We start from the raw sequence: 24186 nt of genomic DNA, 5'->3' as shown, positions 1-24186 counted from the left end.
AGCATTCACCTAAAACTTAAAGACGAGTTGACGTTGTTTTTTTTGCACCAAACAGCGCAAAGTAAGTAATATATAAATAGCAGCCAATAGGCAGTATAAGCGCTAACTGCACACCGATATTGTCAGCCAGCATACCTTGTAGTAATGGAATAATAGCTCCACCTACAATCGCTAAGCATAAAATACCCGACCCCTGTGAGGTGTATTTACCCAAGCCTTGAAGCGCTAAACTAAAAATAGTAGGGAACATAATAGAGTTACACAGACCAACCAATAAAATAGCCCACATAGCAAGTGAACCTTGACCTGTCATTGCAATTAACACTAACACACCGGCCAAAATACCATGACAAGCTAACACCTTGGCTGCATTTAATTTTTGCATAATCGCAGCGCCAGCAAATCGCCCTATCATTGCACCTGCAAAATAATAGCTAATATAATGTGCAGCTTGTTGCTCTGGTAAACCTGCAATATGGTCAAGGGTTAAAAAGCCGACTAAAAAGCTACCAATCGCAACTTCAGCACCAACATAAACAAAAATACCAATAGCGCCCAAAATAAGATGGCGATATTTCCAAACACTGCCTAAGTCAACAAACTCAGTGTCACCTTGATTTTCAGCTTCACTATCAATCGCTTTACCGAGTTTAGGTAACTTCAAAAAAGCAAAAATAATAGCCAGTGTTAGTAAACTTGCACTGAGCATTAAGTAAGGGAACTTAACTTGTTCGGCTGTAGCTTGACTAATTTCAGACAAAATCAACCAACTACCAAATAATGGCGCAACCGTTGTTCCTAAAGAGTTAAAAGCTTGGGTCATACTTAAACGCGAAGACGCTGTTTTTGCAGGCCCTAATACGCTTACATAAGGGTTAGCAGAGACTTGTAAAATAGTGATCCCTGAAGCAAGCACAAATAAAGCAAGTAAAAATAGTTCGTAAACATGTGCCTCTGCAGCGGGGTAGAATAATGCACACCCTATCGAAGCAACAACCAAACCAACAACAATACCAAATTGGTAACCTATTTTACTAACGAGTTTTCCTGCAGGAATTGACATAACAAAGTAGGCACCAAAAAAACAAAATTGTACCAACATTGCTTGGGTGTAATTAAGGGAGAACATTCCCTTTAAATACGGAATTAAAATATCGTTCAGGCAGGTAAGAAAACCCCACATAAAAAACAAGGTCGTAAGCGATGTTAACGCAAAGGTGTGTGTAGACCTTGGTTTTTGGCTGTTTTCTGCTGCCGGTAGTGGCTGTGTGATATGTGCCATAGTATAATCTCTAATTATTTATAATTATCAGATTGTTACCTCTATTTAATTGCGTTTAGTAAAACTTAAAATGCAGATAATAGTTGCAACACCAAATGTAAGCGCTTACATTTATAGCATACAGAGAAAATTTATCAATTTATTTACAAATAATATTGTAAGCGCTTACATTGCTGTATTATACAATTTCTATTGCTTAGCTAATTACGGTAAAGCGCATTATTATTGCAAGCTTAAGGACGTATCTCATTGTGTTTAAAACAATTTATTTGCCAGGCACGTCAGCCCTTTTAAAATCGCCGTTTATTTTTGGTGTTGCCACGGCCTCTTTTCAAATAGAGGGAAGCCACAACACGCGATTGCCATGTATTTGGGATACTTTTTGTAGCAAACCAAACACCATTGCAGATAACAGTAACGGCAATCACGCCTGTGAGCATGTAAAATATTGGCAACAAGACGTTCAAATGATTGCCGATTTAGCCGTTGATGCCTATCGACTTTCTATTTCTTGGCCCCGCGTTTTACACCAAGATGGAAGTTTAAATATTCAGGGCATGGCGTTCTATAAGTCATTACTACAGGCTCTTAAAGCACGCAATATTAAAACTTTTGTCACTTTATATCACTGGGATTTGCCACAACATTTAGAGGACAACGGTGGTTGGCTAAATCGCGATACCGCGTATCAATTTGCTCATTACGCTCATATAGTAACTCAGCAACTAGAGGGCTTAGTGGATTCTTATGCGACCTTAAACGAACCGTTTTGTAGTGCCTACCTAGGCTATGAAATAGGGGTACATGCACCAGGCATAAAAAGTCAAAAAGCAGGACGCCAAGCGGCGCACCATTTACTACTAGCCCATGGACTTGCGATGCAAGTGATACGCAAAAACTGCCCTAAGATAGAGGCCGGTATTGTGCTTAATTTTAGCCCTGCCTATCCATTTACTCCTGACGATGAACGCGCTGCTAAATTAGCTGATGACTATCATAACCAATGGTATATTCAGGCAGTGCTGGAAGGCCGCTACCCTGAAGTGATTAAGGAGCTTGCAAATGATGCAAAACCTGATGTTGCAAATGGCGACATGGCAATTATTAGCCAAAAAATCGATTTTTTAGGGGTTAATTACTATACTCGTATCCATTACAAAAATACGCCAGATCATTGGTTTAGCGAAGCTCCTTTAGATAATATTACCACCACTGATATGGGCTGGGAAATATACCCACAGGGATTGTGTGAACTCCTACTTTCATTAAATGATCGTTACACGCTACCCAAAGTATATATAACTGAGAACGGTGCAGCGATGGCCGATGTATTAATAGATGGAAAAGTAGATGACATACATCGTATCAATTACTACCATACACACCTTTATGCCGTTCATAATGCCGTTGAGCAAGGCGTTAATGTGCAAGGCTACTTTGCATGGAGTTTAATGGATAATTTTGAATGGGCCTATGGCTATGAAAAACGCTTTGGGCTAGTCTATGTTGATTACCAAACTCAACAACGCACCTTAAAACAAAGCGCAATTGCGTATCGTGATTTTCTTAAACAGCGCCAAAAATAATAATGAGTGGCTTTTATGCTAAGTAAAAAAGAAAAAATAGCTTATGGCCTAGGTGACACGGCCAGTAATATTATTTTTCAAACCGTAATGCTATTTTTAACCTTTTTTTACACCGACATTTTTGGTATTTCGCCTGCTGTTGTTGGTACCCTTTTTTTAGTCGTCAGAGTCATTGATGCAGTTACAGACCCAATAATGGGCGCCCTGACCGATGCCACTCATACAAAATACGGTAGCTACCGACCTTACCTACTTTGGCTTGCCATCCCCTTTGCTGTTATAAGCGTGATTACCTTTACTACCCCCGCGATGGATGACGGCAACAAAATTATTTACGCGTTCGTTACCTACACCTTGCTAATGTTGGTTTATACCGCAATTAACATTCCTTATTCGGCACTTGGCGGCGTACTCAGTAGCAATCCTAACGAACGGGTTTCTATTCAATCATATCGATTTGTGTTTGGCATGCTGGGGGGGTTATTGGTTACGAGCTGCACTTTACCTTTAGTAAAGTGGTTTGGGGAGGGTAATAACGAGTTGGGCTATCAACTCACCATGCTGGTTATGAGTTGCCTTGGTGTAGTGTTATTTCTAATTTGTTTTCGTTACACCAAAGAGCGGGTGATCAATCCACCACATAAATTATCTTTAAAAACACAACTTCACGTTTTATGGCAAAATCAGCCGTTTAAAATATTGTGTATGGCAGCACTGATATTATTGACCAGTATGGTGCTGCGCACGACATTAGCTATTTACTATGTAAAGTATGTTCTTGGAAAAGAAGATTTAATCACCGAATTTGTAACTTTAGGTATGGTCGGTAATATTATAGGCTGTGCGTGTGCGCAACCTTTAAGTAAACGCTTAGATAAAAAAACGGCTTATATTTATCTGCAATATATTTCTGCCATATTGAGCTGTTTTGCTTTTTTTGTCCCTAATGAGCAAGTTTTACTCGCCTTTTTAATGTATTTTTTATGGTGCTTTTCACTCAAATGGCGACACCTTTATTGTGGGCAAAAATGGCAGATGCTATTGACTACGGAGTTTGGCAAAATGGTCAACGACTCACAGGTTTGGTTTATGCAAGCGTGGTATTTTTTATCAAATTGGGGCTCGCATTAGGCGGCGCTATAGCGGGTTGGTTACTTGCGTATTATCAGTATCAAGCCAATGTAGAATTAAGCGAAGCAACTAAAAGCGGTATTTTAACCTCATTTACACTCTACCCTGCTATTGGCAGTATACTTGTAGCTTTAATAATGACTAAATACAACTTAGATAACAAAACCATAAAAAAAATCACCGCCGATTTAACACAAAAAAGTAATTTGTAACAAGGAATAGTATGGCCACCATTTATGAGGTGTCAAAGCTTGCAGGGGTATCACTTGCCACTGTTTCAAGAGTAATGAACAACAATGCAAACGTAAGTGATGCAACCAGAAAAAAAGTGACTTTAGCGATGGAAGAATTAGGCTACCGCCCAAATTCTATTGCGCAATCACTGGCCTCTAATTGCTCTAATAGTGCTGGCTTATTGGTTTCTGAGTTAAAAGGTCCTTTTTATGGCCCTATGATGAGCGGCATAGAAAACACCCTCAGAAAACAAGGTAAACACGTTATTATTACCGCAGGGCACAGTGACGCAGAGCGAGAACAACAAGGCATAGAGTTTTTAATTAGCCGTAATTGTGATGCACTTATTTTGCATGTTGAAGCGGTTAGCGATGAATATTTAATAAAGCTGAGCAAAGGTAAAACGCCGTTTGTTTTACTTAATCGCCATATTCCTGAGCTCGCCGATCGCTGTATTATTCTTGATAATGTTAAAGGGGGCTATTTAGCGACTAAATACATTCTTGAGTCTGGTCACAAAAACATTGCTTACATTAGCGGCCCTTTATGGAAAAAAGACGCTCAAGAGCGTTTAAACGGACATAAACAAGCACTTGCTGAACATGCCATTGAGTTTGATGAAAACAGTTTGTATGAAGGTGACTTTATAGAAGATAGCGGCTACGAAGGATTTTCTGCTCTTTATAAAAATAACCCCGCCATTACTGCCTTAGTGTGCGCCAATGACGAAATGGCAACGGGTGCAATGGTCAGTGCCAGAGAGCATGGCATTGAACTACCCGCACAACTTTCAATAATAGGCTACGATAACGTGTTCTTTACCCGCCATGTATACCCCCCTTTAAGCACTATTAATTACCCAATAGATGAAATGGGTAAAGTAGCTGCACAGTGGGTACTGAGCCATGTATATCAAAAAAGCGTACAGCCTATTCAAACTTTATTTCAGCCCGAATTAGTCATACGCCAATCGGTCGTTAATATTAATTAACTAACTAATTATTATATAAATTGGCAAATAGTGGCGTTAAACAAGTTTACTTAATAGCGCCAAGTTTATTGGTTTAAGCAAAACTTGCTCTATTTCTAGCTGCCTAATGTGTACGGCATCAGGCTCCATTCCACTAATAATAACTCGTTGAATATCGGGATAGTGTTCTTTAATAAACCCAGCAAGCTCTAAACCTGAACCATCGGGTAAATGCATATCGAGTAATACTTTGTCGTAATTACTGTCTTGTTTAAGCGCTGTACAACACGCCTCTATATTAGTTGCAATAGTGGTTTCTACATCCAAGCTTTCTAATAAAAGCTGAGTTATTTGTGCGGCATCAGCATCGTCTTCCACTAATAAAAAACGCTTTATATTAGTATTATGTTTTGGCGTTGGTTGTATCGATGAAACACGTTGTGTTTTTTTCCCCAGCGCTGACTCTAAGCATTGGTAAAGTAAGTTGGAATCCACAGGTTTAGCAATCATATCATCAAACCCTAGCGCGGTTAGTTCGTTATGAATACCTTTCATGGTGGCCGCGGTTAAAGCAATAATCGCCCCTTTAAACCCTAACTTTCTAAGTTCAATGGCAGCTTCTTTCCCACCCATCACCGGCATATGAATATCTAAAAATATAATATCGTAAGCGGCGCGCCCCTCTGCGAGTTGCTTTTTAACCTTATCAAGCGCTTGTTTGCCATTATCAGCATAATCTACTTCAGCACCCGCTGAGCCAATTAAATGGCCAACTAACACACGTAAATCGCGTAAGTCATCCACCACCAACACTTTACCACTTACTTCGCATGGCGCTACTTTTTGCTGCATGTTGGGGGTTAAATCAAGTTTTAATAAATTGCGCTCTACCTGTCTGATATCACCAGGGTATAAGGAAATGGTAAACGTTGAGCCCTCACCTACATAAGAATCTAATGAAATAGTACCCTGCATACGACTAAGTAGCTCAGAACAAATAGCTAATCCCAAGCCCGCACCACCTACTGAGCGCGACTCTACATCTGCAATTTGCTCAAAAGGCTTAAAGATGAGTGCTTGTTTTTCTGGAGCAATACCCAAGCCTGAATCTTTAATGCTAAAAAAGAGCATTTCACGATCAGCCACCGTCTCTGTCCATGCGTTAACGATAATTTCGCCTTGCTCGGTAAATTTTATCGCATTATTGATCAGGTTAATGAGAATTTGTCGAACCCGAGTAGCATCTACACGAATAACTAATGGCAAAGGCTCCAGTGATTCAAATTTTAATGATAAACCTTTATCAAGGGCTGATACACGCATTAGCGTAAACACGTCGGCCATTAGGCTATCAAGATTAACATCCCCCAAGCTTAGCTCAAGCTTATCGACTGCAATTTTAGATAAATCTAAAACATCATTCAGTAAGCTCAATAAGTGCTTGCCATTACGATAAATAACACCCAACTCATTTTCAGCTTGCTTGCTAAAATCACTGAGCATAAGTAGTTCGGTATAGCCTAAAATAGACGACAAGGGAGTTCGCAGTTCGTGGCTTAAATGCGCTAAAAAGCGGTCTTTTGAGCGGTTTTCAGCCTCCGCTTTTAAACGTTCAACTCGCTCATCTTCTACATCGCGGCGCGCTAAAGCATAACGAATAGAACGGGCAAACCGGCTACCACTCATTTCACTTTTAACTAAGTAATCAACCGCACCAGCATCAAGCGCAGCCGAATCTAGCGCATCGTTAGATTGCCCCGTTAACATGATAATAGGCCCACAAAAGCCATTCTTAATCGCTTGCTTTAAAACACTTAAGCCATCTGAGGTACCTAAGCGATAGTCAAGCAGGCAAATATCATGCTCATTTTTACTTAGTACATGTATTGCCTGCTCAGGAGAGCTTATCCACTCTATGTTAAACACATGGGAACTGAGCTGCTCTAAATAGTCACGAGTAAGAATATAATCATCTTCATCATCTTCAACCAATAGCAGTTTCGTTGCCTTTGCTAACATAGCGTCTCCTATTTTAATTATATGCTTAATCGTTAAACGTGCTTGGTAGCTCTACAAATTCAACCCAGTATTTACCTAACGTTTTCATCAACTCAACTAAACCATCAAAAGTTACTGGCTTGGTAATATATGACGCCGCACCTAAATCGTAACCTTTAACCATATCCTCTTCTTGCTTTGAAGTAGTTAAAATAACAACGGGAATACCTTTTAAATTAGGGTTGGCTTTAATCGCTTGAAGTGCTTCACGTCCATCCATTCTCGGCATGTTTAAGTCGAGTAAAATCAAGCCAGGTCTTGGTGACAGGGTTTTATCTTCAAACTTGCCTGTACGCTCTAAATACTCTAAAAGCTCTACACCGTCTTCAACAAAGTGTAATTCATTTAAAACGCGACTTTCAGCGAGAGCATCTTGGGTTAATAAACGATCATCTTCATCATCGTCTGCCATTAAAATGGTAATGGGTTTTACGTTTGTTAATGGCATATTATGCCTCTCCTTGTAATGTGAATAACTCTGCATCCACAGGTAGTTTAATAATGAAGGTTGCGCCTTCGTTAGGGGTGCTTATTGCTGTAATAGTTCCTCCATGTCGCTCTACAATTCTGCGACATACAGATAATCCAACGCCGGTTCCTTTATATTGAGAACGCCCATGTAAACGCTGAAATGGCACAAATATTTTATCTGCATACTCAGCTGAAAAGCCGATACCATTATCTTTTACAGTAATAACATGCCAACTTACTTTACTATTATGGTCTTCACTAAACTCGCTAATTCGTTCAAAGCTAATATCAATAACAGGGTTTACGTTGGGCGCTCTAAACTTAACAGCATTTGAAATTAAGTTTAAAAACAGCTGATGCATTTGACTCGGATCAGCCTGAATGATTGGCATATCAACCGTTATCACTTGCGCATTAGACTCGTTAATGGCTATTTCTAAATCGCTTAAAACATCATTAAGTATGCTATTTAGATTGGTGTCGGTAAAATCTTTACCTCGAGTTGTTACTCGAGAGAACTCTAATAAATCATTAATTAAATTAGACATGCGCTGCGCAGCATTTTTCATTCGAGCAATGTAGTCAGTTCCTTTTTCACCTAACTCGTCTTTAAACATGCTTTCAAGACGATCGCTAAATGCTTGAATTTTTCTCAGCGGCTCTTGCAAGTCATGACTGGCAACAAAAGCAAACTCTTCTAACTCACGGTTACTGCGACTTAACTCATCAGAATATAACGTAAGTTCTTGGGTACGTTCGGTCACTTTACTGGCTAAGGTTTCGTTTTGCATTTCGAGCTCAGCTCGATATACCGCCGCATTTTTTAAGTTAAGCCGCGCAAGTAAAAACATACCACCAATAAGTAAAGCACTCGTGATGGCTGTAATTGCAAAAGTGATTTTTGCCTCGTTTTTTATTTGCGCTAATTTAGAAAAGTGACTGACTTTAAATAACAGCTCTCGATCTTGAATATCATTAACAAGTACACGAATCTCTCGGTATAGGTCACGCCCTTTATGAGAGTTGAGTATGAGCATTGCACGTTCTTCTTTGTCATTTAATGCTAATTGAACTGTGCTTTTAAGCTCAGCAATTTTACTATCAACTAATAAAATTAACGTTGCAATACGCTCAGCTTGCCCCTCAATTTCAGAGTTTAAAGAGCGAACATAATCGGTTTGCGATTCAATTTGTGCAACCGCATCGTAATATGGAACTAAGTAATCATCGTCCTGCGTTAATAAATACCCGCGCTGCCCTGATTCAGCCTGCACTACAGAGAGATGCATTTGCTCAATGGCTGTACTTAGCATATTAGTATTATCTAAACTTTGCTGAGTACGCGTTAAGCCTTGTATGGTATTAACCGCTAAAAATGCATTACCTACAATAATGCATAGTATTATGGAGATAAATAACGCCCATATAACATTTGCTTTGCCTTGCTGTTTGCGTTTAATCATTTATCGTCCTGGTTTTTATTATTTTGAGTCTGAAATAAGCTGTAAACTGTCACTACATGCTTGGCAATTAACAATTATTTTATCGAGTGCCTCGAGTGCTTTTTCGACGGGCATATCGTTTTCAAGTACTAGCTTGATAAGCTCAGCATTCATTGAAATACGATTTAACGGTGCTCGCGCATCATGTACTAGTTCGTTTAAAGGCTTTATTTGTTTAGTTAATGCCATACTATCCTCATGTTATTTTATTTATATTCGCCAATGCCACCATATGCGTTAAGGCGGTTATAAAGCGTTTTAGTACTTATACCTAACATTTGTGCAGCCAATGTTTTATTACCTTGTACTTTATCGAGTGTTGCATGAATAAGCTCTTTTTCAACTTCTTCAATGGTTTGTCCTGCAGAAACCTGATTTTCCTGAGCTTGATTATTTACTCGTGAAAAAGGTGACTCTAGGTTATTTGGCAGTGCCACATCGCTTGTTTGTGGATCGCTCATAATAAAAGCGCGGTGAATAGCGTGACGAAGTTCGCGTACATTACCTGGCCAGTCGTACGTTTGCAGCTCTTTAAGTTGCTCGTTCGTCCAGCTAAAAGCAGTGCCATTTTCGTCATTTAACTGCTCTAAAAAAACTTTTGCCAGTAATGGAATATCGTCTTTTCGTTCACGTAATGGCGGTATATCAATAGGAAATACGGCAAGCCTAAAGTAAATATCTTCACGTAAAATATTATTTTGGGCTAAATCGATTAAAGAACGGTTGGTCGCAGAAATAACGCGGCAGTTAGTTGGAATTTCTCGGTTGCCACCTACCCTTGTTACTTTTTTTGTTTCTAATACGCGCAATAAATTAGGCTGCATGCCAATGGGCATTTCAGTGACTTCATCTAAAAATAAGGTGCCATTATTTGCCTGTTCAAACACGCCCTCTTTGCGGGCTATCGCCCCTGTAAAGGCACCTTTTTCATGACCAAATAATTCACTGCCAATAAGCTCTTTTGAAAGGGCGCCACAGTTGCTAGCAATTAAAGGTCCTTCGCATTGACTGGCATTATGAATCGCTTGTGCAACCACTTCTTTACCGGCACCACTTTCACCTACTAACATTACGTTAGCCTGTGTTTTAGCAACACGTTCTATCATAGTATAGAGCTTTTGCATTGCCTCAGATTCACCAATTAAGGTATCAAAATGATGGGTGATAGCGTTTTTCTTAGCTTTTTTAACAGTTTTTTTAGGACCATTTAAAACCAGTTCTAAATCTTCTCGCTGCAGCGGCTTTAATAAATGCGTTACATTGGGCTCACACATATCGGCTAAAATCCCCTTAACCGATGGGTGCCCTGAAATAAGCGTGACTTTAGGAGATTGACCAATCATTTTCAAATGATCTAATAAGTGCAAACCGCTACCATCGGGTAACATGAAATCTAGTAATACATGATCAAAGGAATTATTCTCAAACCACTGATGCGCTTCTTCTAAACTGGTTGCAGTTTGAATATTATGCCCAAGAAACTCAACAATGTGACAAATAACATCACTAAATTCGATGTCGTCATCAACTAAAAGTATATTTAACATGATTAATCCCTATGCTTTTTTATTATTCTACTCACCCCTTTCAACAAATGAAAGATATACAGAGCATGGTCAAAACAATGACATTTTATTTTTTTATAATTCGCTATTATAACTAAAGATATATGTATAAGCGCTGAAATTAACAAGCTTTGCAGCTAATTACTTTTTAACAATGAAGTAATTAATATAACCAGCTGATATAATTTACCTTTATTGCTGGAGTCGTTATGCGCTTATTAAAAACCACTATTCACCCCACTATTAATATTACTCATGGTTGTCAGTTTACTCGCCCTACTGCTCGCGCAATTGTATTTAAACAACAGCATATTTTATTAATGTACACTCAGCGCTATGACGATTTCAGTTTACCCGGTGGTGGCATAGACTCAAATGAAAGCATTGAACAAGGACTTATCAGAGAGCTTAATGAAGAAACTGGCGCGCAAAATATAAAAATTTGCAGTGAGTTTGGCCTCTATGAAGAATATCGTCCTTGGTACAAAGATGACTTTGATATTATTCATATAAAGTCATACTGTTATGTATGCGAAATTAACGAACAACTCGGCCAAGCACAGCTTGAGCACTATGAGCAACAAAATGGTATGCAAGCTAAATGGGTAAATATTTTTGAGGCGATAGCTCACAACGAACGCACATTAGCTAATAGCGATAAACAAGGATTGTCGATTATTCGAGAAACCTTTTTATTAAAAGAAATTGCCAAACAGTTCTTTTAATAAGTTTACATTGCTGCATTTTACGTTCCTATTTGAGGTTCAGCAAGACTTTTTTTTACTAATATAAAATCGATATAAACCAAATAAGTTACTACTTAAAAATAGGCTTTCCATAATTATTGCCACAGGGGAGCCTGCAAAAATATTATGCGTTATCCAAAAAGAGGTTCCCACCACCATACATAACCTCAAGTGCAAGTCTCTATTTTGAAATGAAGCAATGGTTTGTATTAATGTCGCCACCAGCGCAAAACCACTAAACCAATCTTGCCATGTTAAATAAACGGCTAAACAACTCACTGCCATAAATCCAAACATGACCCAAGTATGCTTAAAGTATATGCAGTAAAAATAACGTAACGCGGCAATAAGCATTAAGCAGGCGGCACTGTTATAACCCAAAATAAAAAAGTGGACTGAGGTTAATAACACAGAGGTAAATAAACAACATAAAATAATGCGTCGGGACTTAAACTGAAATGAAGCTAAGTCGAGTAAAGTCGCGACGGCAACCAATGATTGGGCAATTAAAAACATAACACTCCAAGGCACTTAAAGCATAAAAATGAGGAGTGTATAGTGCTTTATATAAACAGCACTTAACTTAAGTTAAGTCGCTTACGAATTCGTGATAACGAAATGGCCGAAATACCTATATACATAGCCACTTGGCTTAAGCTTAACTGCGCCAACCAATGCGGTTTATGTTTAAGCAAGTAACAGTATCGCTGTTCGGGGCTGTTGAGTAATAAAAATGCTTCTTTGGCTTCTTTAAATATTAGTTGCTGCGCAATGAGCTGCTGCTTAATGAGTTGGTACTGTGCTTGCTCAAATAGTGTTAGCGGTACTTTAATTACACTTGCCTCATTAATTACTTTTAATTGATAAAAAGCGGGGCTTGAGGTCATCCAATTGGCAAACAGCAATGCAAACTCATTTTTAAAATAAAACTCTTTGCATTTTTGCCCGCCATCAATATCATCATGAATAGCACCTAAAACCCCCTCCATAATTAAATAGCCATAACGCTGTACATCGCCTTGGGGCAATAACACGGTATTGCGCGCGACAAGCTGTTGAGGGTAAATACCTGCCAATTGTGATTTAAGCTTATTTATAAGCACTTCGTAACTATCGCCAAGCGATAAAAGTGGGTTGTCAGACATTAAACATTACCATTTTTCCATTAAAATATGCGTAATATCCGCAGCTGATACCCCCACCCGAGGCACATACTTCTGACCACACCATAAAGGCGAAAAATCACTTTGGCCTGCTTTTTCAGCGCATGTTCTTAATGCTGTTATTGCGCTACTAGCGTGAGGAAACGAAGGCATGCCCTCAGGCATAGTACCTAACTCGAGCATGACGCGGTTTTGAATACCCCGCGCGGCTCGACCAGAGAACAAAGTAGTAAGCGCGGTGCTATCTTGAGCCTGCTCTAAAATAGCTTGCTGATGTAAAGCAGATGTTTTTGCTTCTTTACATAATAAATAAGCGCTACCAACTTGAACTCCACTTACCCCCAGCGCTTTCATATGCTTTACATCATCTGGCATTGCAATACCTCCTGCAGCAATAATCGGTAATGATAAATGCTCAACACAACGCTTAACTAACTGCTCAGTGGTTTGTTGCAAGCTTAAATCCATTGATAAAAAATGCCCTCGATGCCCACCAGCTTCTAAACCTTGAGCAATAACAGCATCAGCGCCATTTTCACTGAGCCAAATAGCTTCATCTAAAGTGGTCGCCGTTGAAATTACTTTAGCGCCCCAGTTTTTTATTTGCGCCACAATAGCGTGCTCAGGTAAACCAAAATGAAAACTCACAACTGCAGGTTTATAGGGAGCAATAATATCTACAACGGCTTGGTTTATAGGCTGACGGGATGCCTCTGCGGTTAAACTTTGCGGGTCAATTTCATACTCTGCAAAATAAGGGCTCAGCATATTATGCCATTGCTGCTTTTGTTGGCTGGTGTAATCTGTAACCGTGTGACAAAAAAAGTTTAGATTAAATGGTTTATCTGTTTTTTGAGTAAGCAAGTCGAGCTGTTCAACTAACTGTGCTGGCGTTAACATAGCGCAAGGCAACGACCCTAGCCCACCAGCTTCACAAACGCTTGCAGCCAACTCAACGCTTTGTACGCCCGCCATGGGCGCTTGAATAAGAGGTAAATCGATATTAAACAATGACTGTATCATCTAACTACTCCCTGTAACTTTTTCAACAACTTGCAGTATTTACAGAACCATAGCAAAAACAACGAACAAACAAAATCTAGATTTTTGTATGAAGTAATATAAAAACCATTATTAACAAAAAGTTATGAATTATTATAAACTATCACCCAACTGGCTTTGGTTTTGCACCTACCCTATTACATAATTTGTTAGGAGGTAAAATGAGTAACACAGTAGATACGATCAATCCAGCAACTGAGCAAGTCATCAATAGCTATACGCTGCTTTCTCAAGCTCAAGCAGAACAAGTGATCGAAAAGTCTCATGAAACATACTTAACATGGCGATTAACCTCGTTTACTGAGCGCGCTAAATACCTGAATAAGCTAGCCTCTTTATTTGAAGAGCAAAAAGAAGCGCTTGCTAAACTGATGACCGAAGAAATGGGTAAAGTGTACGAACAAGGCTTTCAAGAAGTGCAGCTTTGTGCTGACATTTGCCGTTATACCGCAGAACATGGCGCCGATATGCTGAGCGACGAAGAACGCGATATGCAAGGCGGTCGTGCAATTATAAGTTATCGCCCCACTGGCGTGTTACTAGGTATTCAGCCATGGAACTTCCCACTTTATCAAGTTATTAGATACAGCGCCGCAAATATTATGGCGGGTAATACCACGGTATTAAAACACGCAGGCAATGTATTTGGTATGGCTGAAAAAATAGATACCTTATTTAAACAAGCTGGGTTCCCTGAGCATTGCTTTAGTAACTTACTAATTGACGGAAAAACAGCCAGCGCACTTATCTCCCATAAACACATTAGTGGCGTTACCTTCACAGGAAGTGATGGCACAGGCAAAAAAGTAGCTGAGCAGGCCGGTAAGCACGTTAAAAAAACCGTACTAGAACTGGGTAGTAATGACGCTTATGTTGTACTTGATGATGCTGACCTCGCACTGGCAGTTAAAACCTGTTTGCAGGGCCGCATTATTAACAATGGCCAAACCTGTGTGGCTGCCAAGCGTTTTGTGGTAGTTGACTCATTATACAATGACTTTAAAGAAGCACTGAGCCAGCAATTTAAAGCAATTAAAATGGGCGACCCTATGGATAAAGATACTGAACTGGGCCCTATGGCACGAGAAGATTTACGCGACAAAATTCATCAGCAAGTGCAAGACTCGGTAAATGCAGGCGCAAAAGTAATTGTAGGCGGCGAAATTCCGAAGCAAACAGGCTATTACTACCCACCTACAGTACTAGAAAATTTATCACCAGGGATGCCTGCATATGATGACGAATTATTTGGCCCTGTGGCATCTTTGATTAAAGCCAAAGATAATGACGACGCTATGCGTATTGCCAACGACTCCCGTTATGGACTAGGCGGCGGCATCTTTTCAAAAGATGAGAAAAAAGCCATTGAGCTGGCTAAAAAGCATTTTGATACCGGTATGATCAACATAAACGGTTACGGACTGGCACAACCGAACCTACCATTTGGCGGTGTTAAAGACAGTGGCTATGGCAGAGAACATGGCGGCTTTGGTATTCGCGAGTTTGTGAATGTTAAAAGCATCATGATTAATAGCTAATATCAGGTATCTGGTTAATAAAACTAAACACCGCGCTTGTAATAAGCGCGGTGTTTTTTGCCTGATAAATCTAAAAACCTGAATTGGGCTGTTTTAAAAACTCGCGTTCTTCTTCTGTAGACTCCCGCCCCAATATTTTATTACGATGCGGGTAACGATTAAATCTATCGATAATCGCTTTATGTTGATACTCAAAGTCTAAGTTATTTTGAATACCTAACGCCTTAAATAGCCGGACTGCTTCCTTATGAATTAACTGCGATTCGCTGTGCATAAAAGGCATATACAAAAATACTCGCTGCTCATCCGTCAACTTCTTATCAAACCCTTTTGTAATGGCCGATTGTGCTAACGCTAAAGCCATTGAATCACAGGCGAATGATGCTGGCTTATCACGATAAATATTTCGCGAGAACTGATCAAGCACGATAATTTCAGCTAGGCTGCCTAATGCACTCTCACGCCATTGAAATAACTCACTCGCACTCGCTTGCTGGTGTAATTGGCCAAAACGAGCCTGAATCATCAAATCAAACGCCTCGTCTTTTTGCCACCACTGCTTTGGCTCAAGCTCAGTAAACCAAAAATAGCTCGCTATATAATCCCGCAAATTTAAAAGCACGACCCTAATGTATTAACTTTGCCTTTCGCCTAAAGCCTTTAACCTAACACCTGTACTTAATCTAGCCTTTTTCAAACCTAGGCACTTTACGTTTATCGGCTTTGCTCATAGCAAGCTCTTGTATGTCTTGCTGTTTAAGCTCGCTGGGCTTTGTTTCGAGTGATTGCTGATTAGCATCTTCATAAACAAGTTCGGTAAGCAGAGCAAAGTGATCGGAGCCATATTTAGCAAGACGTTTGATACGCTTTACGGTAAAACCTGTAGAGTGAAATAAGTGATCGAGCGGCCAGCGCATAAAAAAGTAACCAGCATGAAAAGTGTTATAAAAGCCCCGTCCTTTACGTGGGTCTAAAAAGCCACTGATTTGCATAAATAAACGGGTGCTGCGTGACCAAGCTACATCATTTAAATCGCCGGCGACTATCGTTGGGCGGCTTGGATTTTTAAGCGCTTTAGCCACCATTATTAGTTCGCTATCGCGCGGACGCGATGAATCTTTTTCTGTTGGGCTTGGTGGCGCGGGATGAATAAAATGCCCCTGCATTTTTAGCCCTTGGTGGTTTTCAAATAAAATATGAATAGAGGGAATATTATCTTCTATGAGTTCACAAATTTGTGCATCGAGTATGTTAAATTTACTAAATACATGCATGCCGTAACGGTTATCTTTTGGGCACTGTACTTGATAAGGGTAGTTTTTTTTAAGCACAGATAACTTATCTTGCCACCAGCTATCGCTTTCTAAGGTGATAAGTAAATCGGGCTGATATTTATCGACTAAGTTAATTAACTGCTCACTATGTCGATTCGACATCAGTACATTAGCGCATAAGATTCTGATGCTATGATCACTACTTTTTGGCGCTGTTAATACTTCTTTTTTAGCAAACCAAGTGTAGGGATAAATCCATTTAGCTTGCAAAACTAAAATAACAAAAGCGACCACCGCTACGAGTGAGTAAGCAATTAAGCCGCTTTGCCACATACCTATTAGTGCAACGATAATTACAGCGCTTGCTAGGTAGCACACCTGCAAGCGCACAAAGTCGCAACTACGTATCAAGTAATGCTGACTGTATGACAGGGGTAATAAGGTTATTAATAACAACAAGCCAGTAACTATGACCAATACAGTGAGCATTTATAAATCCTAATAGCGCTGTAAAATAGAGAGTATTTCACGAGTGTCGTGCACTAGGTGAATAATAGTGCGATCAATTTCAACTCGCACTGTGTCTCTTTCTCGGTCTATTACTCTAGCACGCTTATAAATGTCATGCCCAAGGATATCACCTTGATGATAAGATCTGTGCCACCCTGGTAGAGTCCACCCTTGACGAATTAACTGCTTGGCTTGTTTCTTAGAAAGCCATTTTTTATTATGGTATTGGTTATTTTTTTGCTTTTTCCAGTGATGCTTGTTTGCGTGTTTATTCGCATGCTTGCCTGCATGTTTGTCTTTGTGTGGTACAGCAAATGCGTTTGTTGCCGTTAGCGCAAAAACCATTAATAAAATACTGATTAATGTTTTCATGGCTGTTCTCCAGTGTGGTTATTACTGAAGATTATTAACGCTTAAGCCTGAACAACACATGAAACCCTAAAGTTAGCGCTGTTTGTACTGTGTTTTACAATGACTGCGCATAATCGCGGGGTCGCGCAACTTTAGGTGTTTAGTTTTACGCCCGGCATGGCGCTTACGCCACACTTTAAATGAGCCACTAGATATGTGGTCACGCATAAAATTAACTAATTGTGAGTAATTTAGCCCATACAGATTTTCAATGGCTTCAAACGGCGTTCTGTCTTCCCATGCCATTTCTATAATGCGTGATTGCTGTTCTTGGTTAAACATATTTATTCCAAATTCTGTTGATACGCAAAAGTTAAATTTAGCGATCATCACTTGCTTGTGATGTTAAAAATATAACCTCTTTTCATTTATTAACTTTAATTAAGTGTATGATTAATCTACACACTGAAACCGGAGCTAAAAGGATGTTTACAAAACTACCTAAGTGGGTCGAATATGGTGCGTTTACCCTCGCTTTTATTGCCGGTATGGTAAACGCAGTAGGTTTATTAGGGTTTGAACAGCAAGCAATTTCTCATGTTTCGGGGTCGGTGACTTCATTAGCTATTGAACTTACTACCAACATCAATGCAGCGTTATTTTTAATTGCGATTGTACTGAGCTTTATATTTGGCTCGGCATTAACAGGCTTAATGCTCTCAGGCGGGTCACTTAAGTTAGGACGCCATTACGATACGCTCTTATTTATTGAGGGTATTTTACTACTGGTAAGCGCACAGCTACTTCAACATTCATATCCTTACGCACTTACACTCGCCTCTGCCGTCTGCGGCTTACAAAATGCTTTAGCCACTAACTACAGCGGTGCTGTAGTGCGTACCACTCATTTAACCGGTATTTTTACCGATTTGGGTTTGATGTTTGGTAAAGCCCTAAAAGGAGAAGCTTTTGACAATAGAAAATGCTTGGTCTTTGCATTAATTGTTGCCGGTTTTTTAACCGGTGGAGTGGTAGGCGTATTACTATTTAAACATTACTCAGTGCTCACTTTAGTTTTTCCGGGGATTTTTTGTATTGTTTTATCGATTACTTATCGGGTTTATAGGTTGAGTGTGCTTTAACCAATTCACAAACTCCCCTACCCTAAACTTATCAACTTGCCGATGTGCTGGAATTTATGAAATATTACTATTTACCCTCTTTATTGTTATGCAGTCAGTTAAGTTTAATTAATAGTGCGTGTGCTGAAGATACCGCGCAATCAATTGAACGTATCACCACCACAGCATCACGTAGTGAAGCGCTCTCCACCCCATTACCTTTGGTGATCAGTGTATTAAGCGAATCACAACTTGAGCTTATAGCCCCTACCCATGTAGAAGAAGCACTGCAACGCGTTGCAGGTGCCAATATACAACGTGGTAATGGTCAAGAATATTTACCCGCCCTGCGCTCGCAGGTGCTTTCTGGTACGGGGGCTTGTGGAGGAATTTTAACTGCTGAAGATGGTATTGCACTTCGTGCAGCTGGGTTTTGCAATATTAATGAGCTGTTTGAAGCACATAGCGAAATGGCACAGCGTATTGAGGTATTAAAAGGCCCAGGCTCTGCACTGTATGGCTCAAATGCAGTGCATGGCGTAATTAACGTCATTACACCAGACACGACCCAAGGTGGTGGTTTACTAGGCTTTGATTATGGCTCTTACGGTTATGCTCGCTATAAATTGCGTGCAGGCCATGCTATGGATAATTCAGGGTTCGGTATTAATGCCAGCTTTACCGATGATGGCGGTTACCGAGATGATGAAAGCGTTAAACAACAAAAAATAAATGTGCGACATCGGTACGCTAACAACAACTTAAGTTTAATATCGGGGTTGACCTATACCGACTTAGACCAACAAACCGCAGGGTATATTAGTGGCTTTCAAAGCTATAAAGATGAAGATATTGCACAGCAAAATTTTGATCCTGACGCCTTTAGAAAAGCCCGTTCGCTTAGGGCTTGGAGTAAAGCAAGCTGGCAATTAGGTGAGAACACACTGGTTGTTACTCCTTATATTCGTGACCAAAGCATGGACTTTTTCAAACACTTTTTACCCGGTACTCCGCTCGAAAAAAACAGTCAAATGGGGTTTGGCCTACAATCGCTTTATCAACATTATGTGAACGACAATACGAACTTAAAGCTTGGCTTTGATGGTGAGTTTACCCAAGCCGATTTTTTACAAACCCAAGATAACCCCACCCAAGGCTCTGCGTTTTTAGTGGCCACTGTGCCGCAAGGTAAACATTACGATTACCAAGTCGATGCAACCTTATACGCTCCATTTGCCGCTATTGATTGGCAGCTTAATGACTGGCTTATTACCGCTGGGCTGCGTTATGAGCACATGCAATATGACTATCAAAATAATATGCTTGCAGGGCGTACAAAAGAGGATGGCAACGAATGTGGTTTTGGTGGCTGTCGATATAGCCGCCCCGAAAGCACTAAAAACAGCTTTAGTAATCTTTCGCCAAAACTCGGGGTGAGCTATCAGCTTAATACTAACAATACATTATACGCTAATTTTTCAAGAGGCTATCGAGCCCCCCAAGCGGCTGAACTCTATCAATTACAACGCGAGCAAAGTACTGCCAACTTAGACGCAGAAATAGCAAATAATGCTGAGATGGGTATTAAAGGGATGTACAACAATACTCGCTATGGCTTATCGATGTATGCGATGAGCAAGCACAATACCATCTACCGCGACAGTGACTTTTTTACTGTTAATGACGGCCAAACTCGGCATCGCGGTATTGAGCTTGAATTAGCGCATAGCTTTAATCAGCATTTATCTGTTAATTTTGCAGGCACCTATGCCAAGCATACGTACTCGAATGAGCAAATTATTGGCAGCATTAATATTAAAGGTAACGATATTGATACCGCACCTCGAAAGGTTGCTAATATCGATTTTAACTGGCAAGCCAACGAGAGTATTAGCCTTGCGTTGCAATGGCACTATGTGGGCCGCTACTTTACCGACCCTGAAAACTTACATGAATATCAAGGCCACGATATTTTAAGCTTGCGCGGCCAGTGGCAAATTAGCCCACATTTATTACTCAGTGCGCGAATAATAAACCTAACAGACACTGCTTACGCTGAGCGCGCCGATTACACCAGTTTTACTGGCGAGCGTTACTTCCCAGGAAAACCGCGTAATGCCATGATTTCGGCAACTTATAATTGGTAGGCAACTAGTTCGCTCATGTAACGCATGGGCGATTTTTTCATTACCTTTTTGAACATAGTAATAAACGCACTCACCGATTCATAACCTAATAACTCTGATACCTGTTGTACACTTTGCTGATTAGATAACGCCTGCAGTGCAATTATAATATGCAATTGAGTACGCCATTTACCAAAGGTCATGCCTGTTTCTTTTTTTATCAATCGCGCTAAAGTACGCTCAGTTAAAGCAAATTGCTGCGCCCATTGTGGTAATGTTTTGCGGCTATAAGGCTGACTAATAAGCTGATCACTCATGTTTTTAATCACACTATTTTTTGATAGTACAAAATCTAAAGGTTGAATTGGCATATCCACTAATTGATCAAATAATACTTGTGCAAGCCGCGCGGTTTTACCTATTAAGCTATAGTTTTGCTGGTTACCTGCCAAACTAAGCATTAATTCTTTTACAAGAGGACTGATAGTTAATGTACAGGCTGTAGCTGGCATTCCTTGTAAGTTTACATCAATAAATAAATGGCATAAATGCGCACTATCAGATGCCCTATTACTGTGCTCTACATTTGCTGGGATCCAAATAGCACTGTGGGTAGGTACCATCCACATTTTTGTTGCTACTTCACAAGTAACATAGCCGTATAGAGCTAAAATTAACTGCCCTTTTGGGTGTGTATGCAGTGGAATTTCACGGCTAAGCTGGGCATATTCTATTTTTGCAATAATCGGCTGCGGCATGATTTCAAAGTTTATTATTTCATTCCAATCTTGGGAAAGCTGCATTTTGTCCGTTTTTAGTTATTTAATGTCTCTTTTACTAAATTATAGTGATGATTAAGCCTTTATACTAGGCTCAATTGCCTCTTGCTAAATAACTAACCTGCTAGGACATTTACCTTGTTAATCCAACAACCTCAATCTCGTTTATCTTTCGCATTATTAATACTGGGTATTTTACTTATTGCTAGTAACTTACGTGCGCCGGTGACTGGTTTAGCGCCTGTATTGGACCAAATAATTCTTAGTTTTAATTTAAGCGCATCACAAGCCGGTATGCTTACCACCTTACCTTTAATTGCATTTGCTGTAGCAAGCCCATTAGCAACTAGTATAGCTAAAAGACAAGGTTTAGAAGTATCGCTATTCATTGCTCTTATTTTGATTGGCCTAGGCTTAGCATCACGCATGATAGATTCTGTGCCGATACTCTATTTAGGCACCGTTGTCATCGGGGTAGGCATTGCAATAGGTAATGTACTGTTACCGAGTTTAATTAAGCGCGACTTTGCACATAAAGTAGCAGTAATGACCTCGGCGTATGTACTTGCTATGGGTATTTTTGGTGGTAGTTACTCAGCGTTAATTATTCCACTTGCAGAATATAAACAAATGGGTTGGCAAATCGCTTTGGCCAGTTATGCGTTAATTACTTTACTAAGTTTATTTATTTGGTTACCGCAATTAAAGCTACGCACCAAACCAACTAAAGATCTAGTTGAAAATACCGATGAGGTTAAAGTGTGGCACCAAGCGCTTGCGTGGCAAATTACCTTGCTACTTGGCTGTAATTCGTTATTTACTTATATAATTATTGGCTGGTTACCAAGTATATTAATTGACAGTGGCTTCAATGCACAGCAAGCGGGTGCATTACAAGGCTCATTTCAGGTGGCTTCGGCATTGCCTGGTATTATCTTAATTCCTTTATTAGCAAAACTGAAAGATCAGCGTGTACTCACCTTTGCCTTAGGAGTATTGGCAAGCCTATCTTCAATAGGACTACTGTATATGCCAGTACATGCGTTTGTGTGGTCAATTACTATGGGGTTTTGCTCGGGAGCATGCTTTATATTGGGCTTGTCGTTTATAAGTTTACGTACTCACGACTCACATCAAGCTGCTGCCCTTTCAGGTATGGCGCAGTGTATTGGTTATTTACTTGCCGCTACGGGGCCTATTATTGCAGGTGCACTACATAGTTATTTTGGTAACTGGACATCTACTTTGTGGTTTTGCGCGAGTGCGAGTGCACTAAGCGCTATGTTTGGCTATTTAGGCGGACGGAATATTACTATGCGCAACAAGGCCTAAGTGTAAATTAAAGGTGGGCCGTGCAATCATAAGCCCACTGTTTATACTTTAAACTAGTTTAATAAGCCTGAATTGCTTTTTGCCACGCTGCATTATCCAAAAGCGTTCAAACAACGAAATATCAAGCTGCGCATGCTCGTCAGTAACGACCATACTGTTAATTTTAATCGCATTAGCTGTTATTAATTCACGCGCCTGTCGCTTTGAGCTGGCCAGTTTACTTTTAACTAATAACTCAGCAATACTTATTTGCGTGTCGCTAATAGTGTTCACGGTTAGCCCATCTTGCTCTAACTGTTCAAGCTCTGCCAAGGTGAGTGTTTGCACCTGACCATTAAATAACAACTCAGTGATACGCTGCGCACTTGCCAAGCCTTCTTCAGCATGAACAAAACGTGTTAATTGCTCAGCTAAAATGCGCTGTGCTTGAGGCTTTTGGCCGCTTATCTTATCGTTTGCTTCTATGGCCTCAATTTCTTTAACTGACAAAAAAGTATAAAAACGCAAAAAGTTATACACATCAGCATCTTCACAATTTAACCAAAACTGATAAAAGCGATACGGTGAGGTTTTTTTAGGCTCGAGCCAAATAGCACCGCCCTCAGTTTTTCCAAATTTTGTGCCATCTGACTTAGTAATAAGTGGCAGTGTTAAACCAAACACTGTTTGCTGGTTTAAACGGCGGGTTAAATCAATTCCACTGATAATATTACCCCACTGATCGTTACCACCTATCTGCAAAGTACAATTTAACTCACTATTGAGCTTAGCAAAGTCATAAGACTGCAATAAGGAGTAACTAAATTCAGTAAACGACAACCCTTGGTCTGGACGTTGCAAACGTTGTTTTACTGACTCGCGGTTAAACATGGTGTTAATTGAAAAGTGTTTACCTACATCACGAAAAAAGTCTAATAAATCAATACAGCTAAACCAGTCAGCGTTATTTTTTATTTGCAGTGGCTGGTTTAAATGCGGACCAAGTACACTTTCAACTTGGTTTGCAAGCGCTGTCACCCATTGTGACACCGTTTGCTTGGTGTTTAGATTGCGCTCAGTGGCTTTAAAACTCGGGTCACCAATCAACCCTGTAGCACCCCCAATTAATGCCACACCTTGATGCCCTGCATCCATAAAACGCTTTAGCATTATTAATGGTACTAAGTGCCCTATGTGTAAGCTACCTGCGGTAGGATCGAAGCCACAGTAAACCACCTGTGGAGTTTTAAGCTTATGGGTTAATTGCTCAATATTACTCACTTGAGAGACTAAACCACGCTGCGTAATGTCATTAAGTAAATGTGCTGTCATCGTATTTCTCAAAATTATCTATAAGAAAAATACTAATTAAACTCAGCGATGGGCACTATATCCCTAAAGGGACA

Annotated in this window: 22 protein-coding genes and 1 pseudogene; 8 read left to right on the top strand and 15 right to left on the bottom strand. The window is 40.0% G+C overall.

The genetic code is table 11. The features are described 5' to 3' along the window. Nucleotides 1-16 precede the first annotated feature (16 nt). Nucleotides 17-1282 carry a sugar MFS transporter gene (locus tag MTN97_RS08045; protein WP_248474117.1) on the bottom strand — a complete coding sequence of 422 codons (1266 nt, stop codon included), beginning with the start codon at nucleotides 1280-1282 and terminating at the stop codon, nucleotides 17-19. A 251-nt stretch (nucleotides 1283-1533) separates the two neighbouring features. On the opposite strand from MTN97_RS08045, the gene MTN97_RS08040 reads away from it, so the two are divergent. From MTN97_RS08040 to MTN97_RS08030, 3 genes and pseudogenes are all read left to right on the top strand, one after another. Then, on the top strand, nucleotides 1534-2868 hold the full coding sequence (locus MTN97_RS08040; RefSeq protein WP_248474116.1) for a GH1 family beta-glucosidase: 1335 nt from the start codon (nucleotides 1534-1536) through the stop codon (nucleotides 2866-2868). 15 nt (nucleotides 2869-2883) lie between these two features. After that, a pseudogene (locus MTN97_RS08035) lies at nucleotides 2884-4211 on the top strand (glycoside-pentoside-hexuronide (GPH):cation symporter). 11 nt (nucleotides 4212-4222) lie between these two features. After that, complete coding sequence (locus MTN97_RS08030; protein ID WP_248474115.1) at nucleotides 4223-5224, top strand: LacI family DNA-binding transcriptional regulator; 1002 nt, start codon at nucleotides 4223-4225, stop codon at nucleotides 5222-5224. A 36-nt stretch (nucleotides 5225-5260) separates the two neighbouring features. Here the strand turns inward: MTN97_RS08030 and MTN97_RS08025 are convergent, their stop codons facing one another. From MTN97_RS08025 to MTN97_RS08005, 5 genes are read right to left on the bottom strand one after another with little or no spacing between them, the layout of a single operon-like run. After that, entirely contained in the window at nucleotides 5261-7222 is a 1962-nt protein-coding gene (locus MTN97_RS08025) for a response regulator (protein ID WP_248474114.1), read from the bottom strand. Nucleotides 7223-7247: 25 nt separating this feature from the next. Next, complete coding sequence (locus MTN97_RS08020; RefSeq protein ID WP_069439234.1) at nucleotides 7248-7709, bottom strand: response regulator; 462 nt, start codon at nucleotides 7707-7709, stop codon at nucleotides 7248-7250. Between the two features lies 1 nt (nucleotide 7710). After that, complete coding sequence (locus tag MTN97_RS08015) at nucleotides 7711-9195, bottom strand: ATP-binding protein (protein WP_248474113.1); 1485 nt, start codon at nucleotides 9193-9195, stop codon at nucleotides 7711-7713. Between the two features lie 18 nt (nucleotides 9196-9213). Continuing rightward, nucleotides 9214-9423, bottom strand: a complete 210-nt coding sequence (locus MTN97_RS08010) for a hypothetical protein (protein WP_028834349.1) — start codon at nucleotides 9421-9423, stop codon at nucleotides 9214-9216. 17 nt (nucleotides 9424-9440) lie between these two features. Then, entirely contained in the window at nucleotides 9441-10781 is a 1341-nt protein-coding gene (locus tag MTN97_RS08005) for a sigma-54-dependent transcriptional regulator (protein WP_248474112.1), read from the bottom strand. A gap of 227 nt (nucleotides 10782-11008) precedes the next feature. Here MTN97_RS08005 and MTN97_RS08000 point away from each other — a divergent pair, with 227 nt between their 5' ends. Continuing rightward, nucleotides 11009-11524 carry an NUDIX hydrolase gene (locus MTN97_RS08000; RefSeq protein WP_138626123.1) on the top strand — a complete coding sequence of 172 codons (516 nt, stop codon included), beginning with the start codon at nucleotides 11009-11011 and terminating at the stop codon, nucleotides 11522-11524. 39 nt (nucleotides 11525-11563) lie between these two features. Here MTN97_RS08000 and MTN97_RS07995 read toward each other — a convergent pair whose 3' ends face one another. From MTN97_RS07995 to MTN97_RS07985, 3 genes are all read right to left on the bottom strand, one after another. Further along, entirely contained in the window at nucleotides 11564-12061 is a 498-nt protein-coding gene (locus tag MTN97_RS07995) for a YgjV family protein (RefSeq protein ID WP_036979954.1), read from the bottom strand. A 62-nt stretch (nucleotides 12062-12123) separates the two neighbouring features. Further along, entirely contained in the window at nucleotides 12124-12690 is a 567-nt protein-coding gene (locus tag MTN97_RS07990) for a Crp/Fnr family transcriptional regulator (RefSeq protein WP_036979957.1), read from the bottom strand. A gap of 6 nt (nucleotides 12691-12696) precedes the next feature. Beyond that, nucleotides 12697-13731 carry a nitronate monooxygenase family protein gene (locus MTN97_RS07985; RefSeq protein ID WP_248474111.1) on the bottom strand — a complete coding sequence of 345 codons (1035 nt, stop codon included), beginning with the start codon at nucleotides 13729-13731 and terminating at the stop codon, nucleotides 12697-12699. Nucleotides 13732-13931: 200 nt separating this feature from the next. Between MTN97_RS07985 and MTN97_RS07980 the strand changes: the two genes are divergently transcribed. After that, on the top strand, nucleotides 13932-15308 hold the full coding sequence (locus tag MTN97_RS07980) for an NAD-dependent succinate-semialdehyde dehydrogenase (RefSeq protein ID WP_248474110.1): 1377 nt from the start codon (nucleotides 13932-13934) through the stop codon (nucleotides 15306-15308). A gap of 70 nt (nucleotides 15309-15378) precedes the next feature. Here MTN97_RS07980 and MTN97_RS07975 read toward each other — a convergent pair whose 3' ends face one another. The 4 genes from MTN97_RS07975 to MTN97_RS07960 all read right to left on the bottom strand — a co-directional run bounded on the left by MTN97_RS07975 (nucleotide 15379) and on the right by MTN97_RS07960 (nucleotide 17785). Further along, the gene (locus tag MTN97_RS07975; RefSeq protein ID WP_248474109.1) at nucleotides 15379-15918 is read right to left on the bottom strand and encodes a DUF924 family protein; all 540 of its coding nucleotides are present in this window, start codon (nucleotides 15916-15918) and stop codon (nucleotides 15379-15381) included. A 73-nt stretch (nucleotides 15919-15991) separates the two neighbouring features. Beyond that, nucleotides 15992-17071 carry an endonuclease/exonuclease/phosphatase family protein gene (locus MTN97_RS07970; RefSeq protein ID WP_036979968.1) on the bottom strand — a complete coding sequence of 360 codons (1080 nt, stop codon included), beginning with the start codon at nucleotides 17069-17071 and terminating at the stop codon, nucleotides 15992-15994. Between the two features lie 9 nt (nucleotides 17072-17080). Then, nucleotides 17081-17464: a hypothetical protein gene (locus MTN97_RS07965; RefSeq protein ID WP_248474108.1), complete on the bottom strand. Its 384-nt coding sequence runs from the start codon at nucleotides 17462-17464 to the stop codon at nucleotides 17081-17083. Nucleotides 17465-17536: 72 nt separating this feature from the next. Next, nucleotides 17537-17785 carry a TIGR03643 family protein gene (locus MTN97_RS07960; protein WP_013464176.1) on the bottom strand — a complete coding sequence of 83 codons (249 nt, stop codon included), beginning with the start codon at nucleotides 17783-17785 and terminating at the stop codon, nucleotides 17537-17539. Between the two features lie 143 nt (nucleotides 17786-17928). On the opposite strand from MTN97_RS07960, the gene MTN97_RS07955 reads away from it, so the two are divergent. Together MTN97_RS07955 and MTN97_RS07950 are read left to right on the top strand one after the other, a co-directional pair. Continuing rightward, nucleotides 17929-18585, top strand: coding sequence for a YoaK family protein (locus MTN97_RS07955; protein WP_248474107.1), 657 nt, complete (start codon nucleotides 17929-17931; stop codon nucleotides 18583-18585). Nucleotides 18586-18641: 56 nt separating this feature from the next. Continuing rightward, on the top strand, nucleotides 18642-20711 hold the full coding sequence (locus MTN97_RS07950) for a TonB-dependent receptor (RefSeq protein WP_248474106.1): 2070 nt from the start codon (nucleotides 18642-18644) through the stop codon (nucleotides 20709-20711). Here the strand turns inward: MTN97_RS07950 and MTN97_RS07945 are convergent. Next, nucleotides 20699-21493 (bottom strand): helix-turn-helix domain-containing protein, encoded by a 795-nt coding sequence (locus MTN97_RS07945; RefSeq protein WP_248474105.1) that lies wholly within the window; start codon nucleotides 21491-21493, stop codon nucleotides 20699-20701. The two genes, MTN97_RS07950 and MTN97_RS07945, sit on opposite strands and share 13 nt — an antisense overlap. Before the next feature lie 114 nt (nucleotides 21494-21607). On the opposite strand from MTN97_RS07945, the gene MTN97_RS07940 reads away from it, so the two are divergent. Beyond that, nucleotides 21608-22801, top strand: coding sequence for an MFS transporter (locus MTN97_RS07940; protein WP_214552084.1), 1194 nt, complete (start codon nucleotides 21608-21610; stop codon nucleotides 22799-22801). A 48-nt stretch (nucleotides 22802-22849) separates the two neighbouring features. Here the strand turns inward: MTN97_RS07940 and tyrS are convergent, their stop codons facing one another. Next, complete coding sequence (gene tyrS / locus MTN97_RS07935) at nucleotides 22850-24112, bottom strand: tyrosine--tRNA ligase (RefSeq protein WP_248474104.1); 1263 nt, start codon at nucleotides 24110-24112, stop codon at nucleotides 22850-22852. Between the last annotated feature and the right edge of the window lie 74 nt (nucleotides 24113-24186).

The organism is Pseudoalteromonas sp. 2CM36K (genome assembly GCF_023161865.1).
Classification (GTDB): domain Bacteria; phylum Pseudomonadota; class Gammaproteobacteria; order Enterobacterales; family Alteromonadaceae; genus Pseudoalteromonas; species Pseudoalteromonas tetraodonis.
Note: the sequence above shows the minus strand (reverse complement) of the source record. Positions and strands in the feature narration are given on the sequence as shown.

What these genes read in the sequence shown, in the direction of transcription:
- MTN97_RS08045 (WP_248474117.1), bottom strand. Translation starts at nt 1,282, where the DNA reads ATGGCACATATCACACAGCCACTACCGGCAGCAGAAAACAGCCAAAAA.
- MTN97_RS08030 (WP_248474115.1), top strand. Translation starts at nt 4,223, where the DNA reads ATGGCCACCATTTATGAGGTGTCAAAGCTTGCAGGGGTATCACTTGCC.
- MTN97_RS08025 (WP_248474114.1), bottom strand. Translation starts at nt 7,222, where the DNA reads ATGTTAGCAAAGGCAACGAAACTGCTATTGGTTGAAGATGATGAAGAT.
- MTN97_RS08020 (WP_069439234.1), bottom strand. Translation starts at nt 7,709, where the DNA reads ATGCCATTAACAAACGTAAAACCCATTACCATTTTAATGGCAGACGAT.
- MTN97_RS08015 (WP_248474113.1), bottom strand. Translation starts at nt 9,195, where the DNA reads ATGATTAAACGCAAACAGCAAGGCAAAGCAAATGTTATATGGGCGTTA.
- MTN97_RS08010 (WP_028834349.1), bottom strand. Translation starts at nt 9,423, where the DNA reads ATGGCATTAACTAAACAAATAAAGCCTTTAAACGAACTAGTACATGAT.
- MTN97_RS08005 (WP_248474112.1), bottom strand. Translation starts at nt 10,781, where the DNA reads ATGTTAAATATACTTTTAGTTGATGACGACATCGAATTTAGTGATGTT.
- MTN97_RS08000 (WP_138626123.1), top strand. Translation starts at nt 11,009, where the DNA reads ATGCGCTTATTAAAAACCACTATTCACCCCACTATTAATATTACTCAT.
- MTN97_RS07995 (WP_036979954.1), bottom strand. Translation starts at nt 12,061, where the DNA reads ATGTTTTTAATTGCCCAATCATTGGTTGCCGTCGCGACTTTACTCGAC.
- MTN97_RS07990 (WP_036979957.1), bottom strand. Translation starts at nt 12,690, where the DNA reads ATGTCTGACAACCCACTTTTATCGCTTGGCGATAGTTACGAAGTGCTT.
- MTN97_RS07985 (WP_248474111.1), bottom strand. Translation starts at nt 13,731, where the DNA reads ATGATACAGTCATTGTTTAATATCGATTTACCTCTTATTCAAGCGCCC.
- MTN97_RS07980 (WP_248474110.1), top strand. Translation starts at nt 13,932, where the DNA reads ATGAGTAACACAGTAGATACGATCAATCCAGCAACTGAGCAAGTCATC.
- MTN97_RS07970 (WP_036979968.1), bottom strand. Translation starts at nt 17,071, where the DNA reads ATGCTCACTGTATTGGTCATAGTTACTGGCTTGTTGTTATTAATAACC.
- MTN97_RS07965 (WP_248474108.1), bottom strand. Translation starts at nt 17,464, where the DNA reads ATGAAAACATTAATCAGTATTTTATTAATGGTTTTTGCGCTAACGGCA.
- MTN97_RS07960 (WP_013464176.1), bottom strand. Translation starts at nt 17,785, where the DNA reads ATGTTTAACCAAGAACAGCAATCACGCATTATAGAAATGGCATGGGAA.
- MTN97_RS07955 (WP_248474107.1), top strand. Translation starts at nt 17,929, where the DNA reads ATGTTTACAAAACTACCTAAGTGGGTCGAATATGGTGCGTTTACCCTC.
- MTN97_RS07950 (WP_248474106.1), top strand. Translation starts at nt 18,642, where the DNA reads ATGAAATATTACTATTTACCCTCTTTATTGTTATGCAGTCAGTTAAGT.
- MTN97_RS07945 (WP_248474105.1), bottom strand. Translation starts at nt 21,493, where the DNA reads ATGCAGCTTTCCCAAGATTGGAATGAAATAATAAACTTTGAAATCATG.
- tyrS (WP_248474104.1), bottom strand. Translation starts at nt 24,112, where the DNA reads ATGACAGCACATTTACTTAATGACATTACGCAGCGTGGTTTAGTCTCT.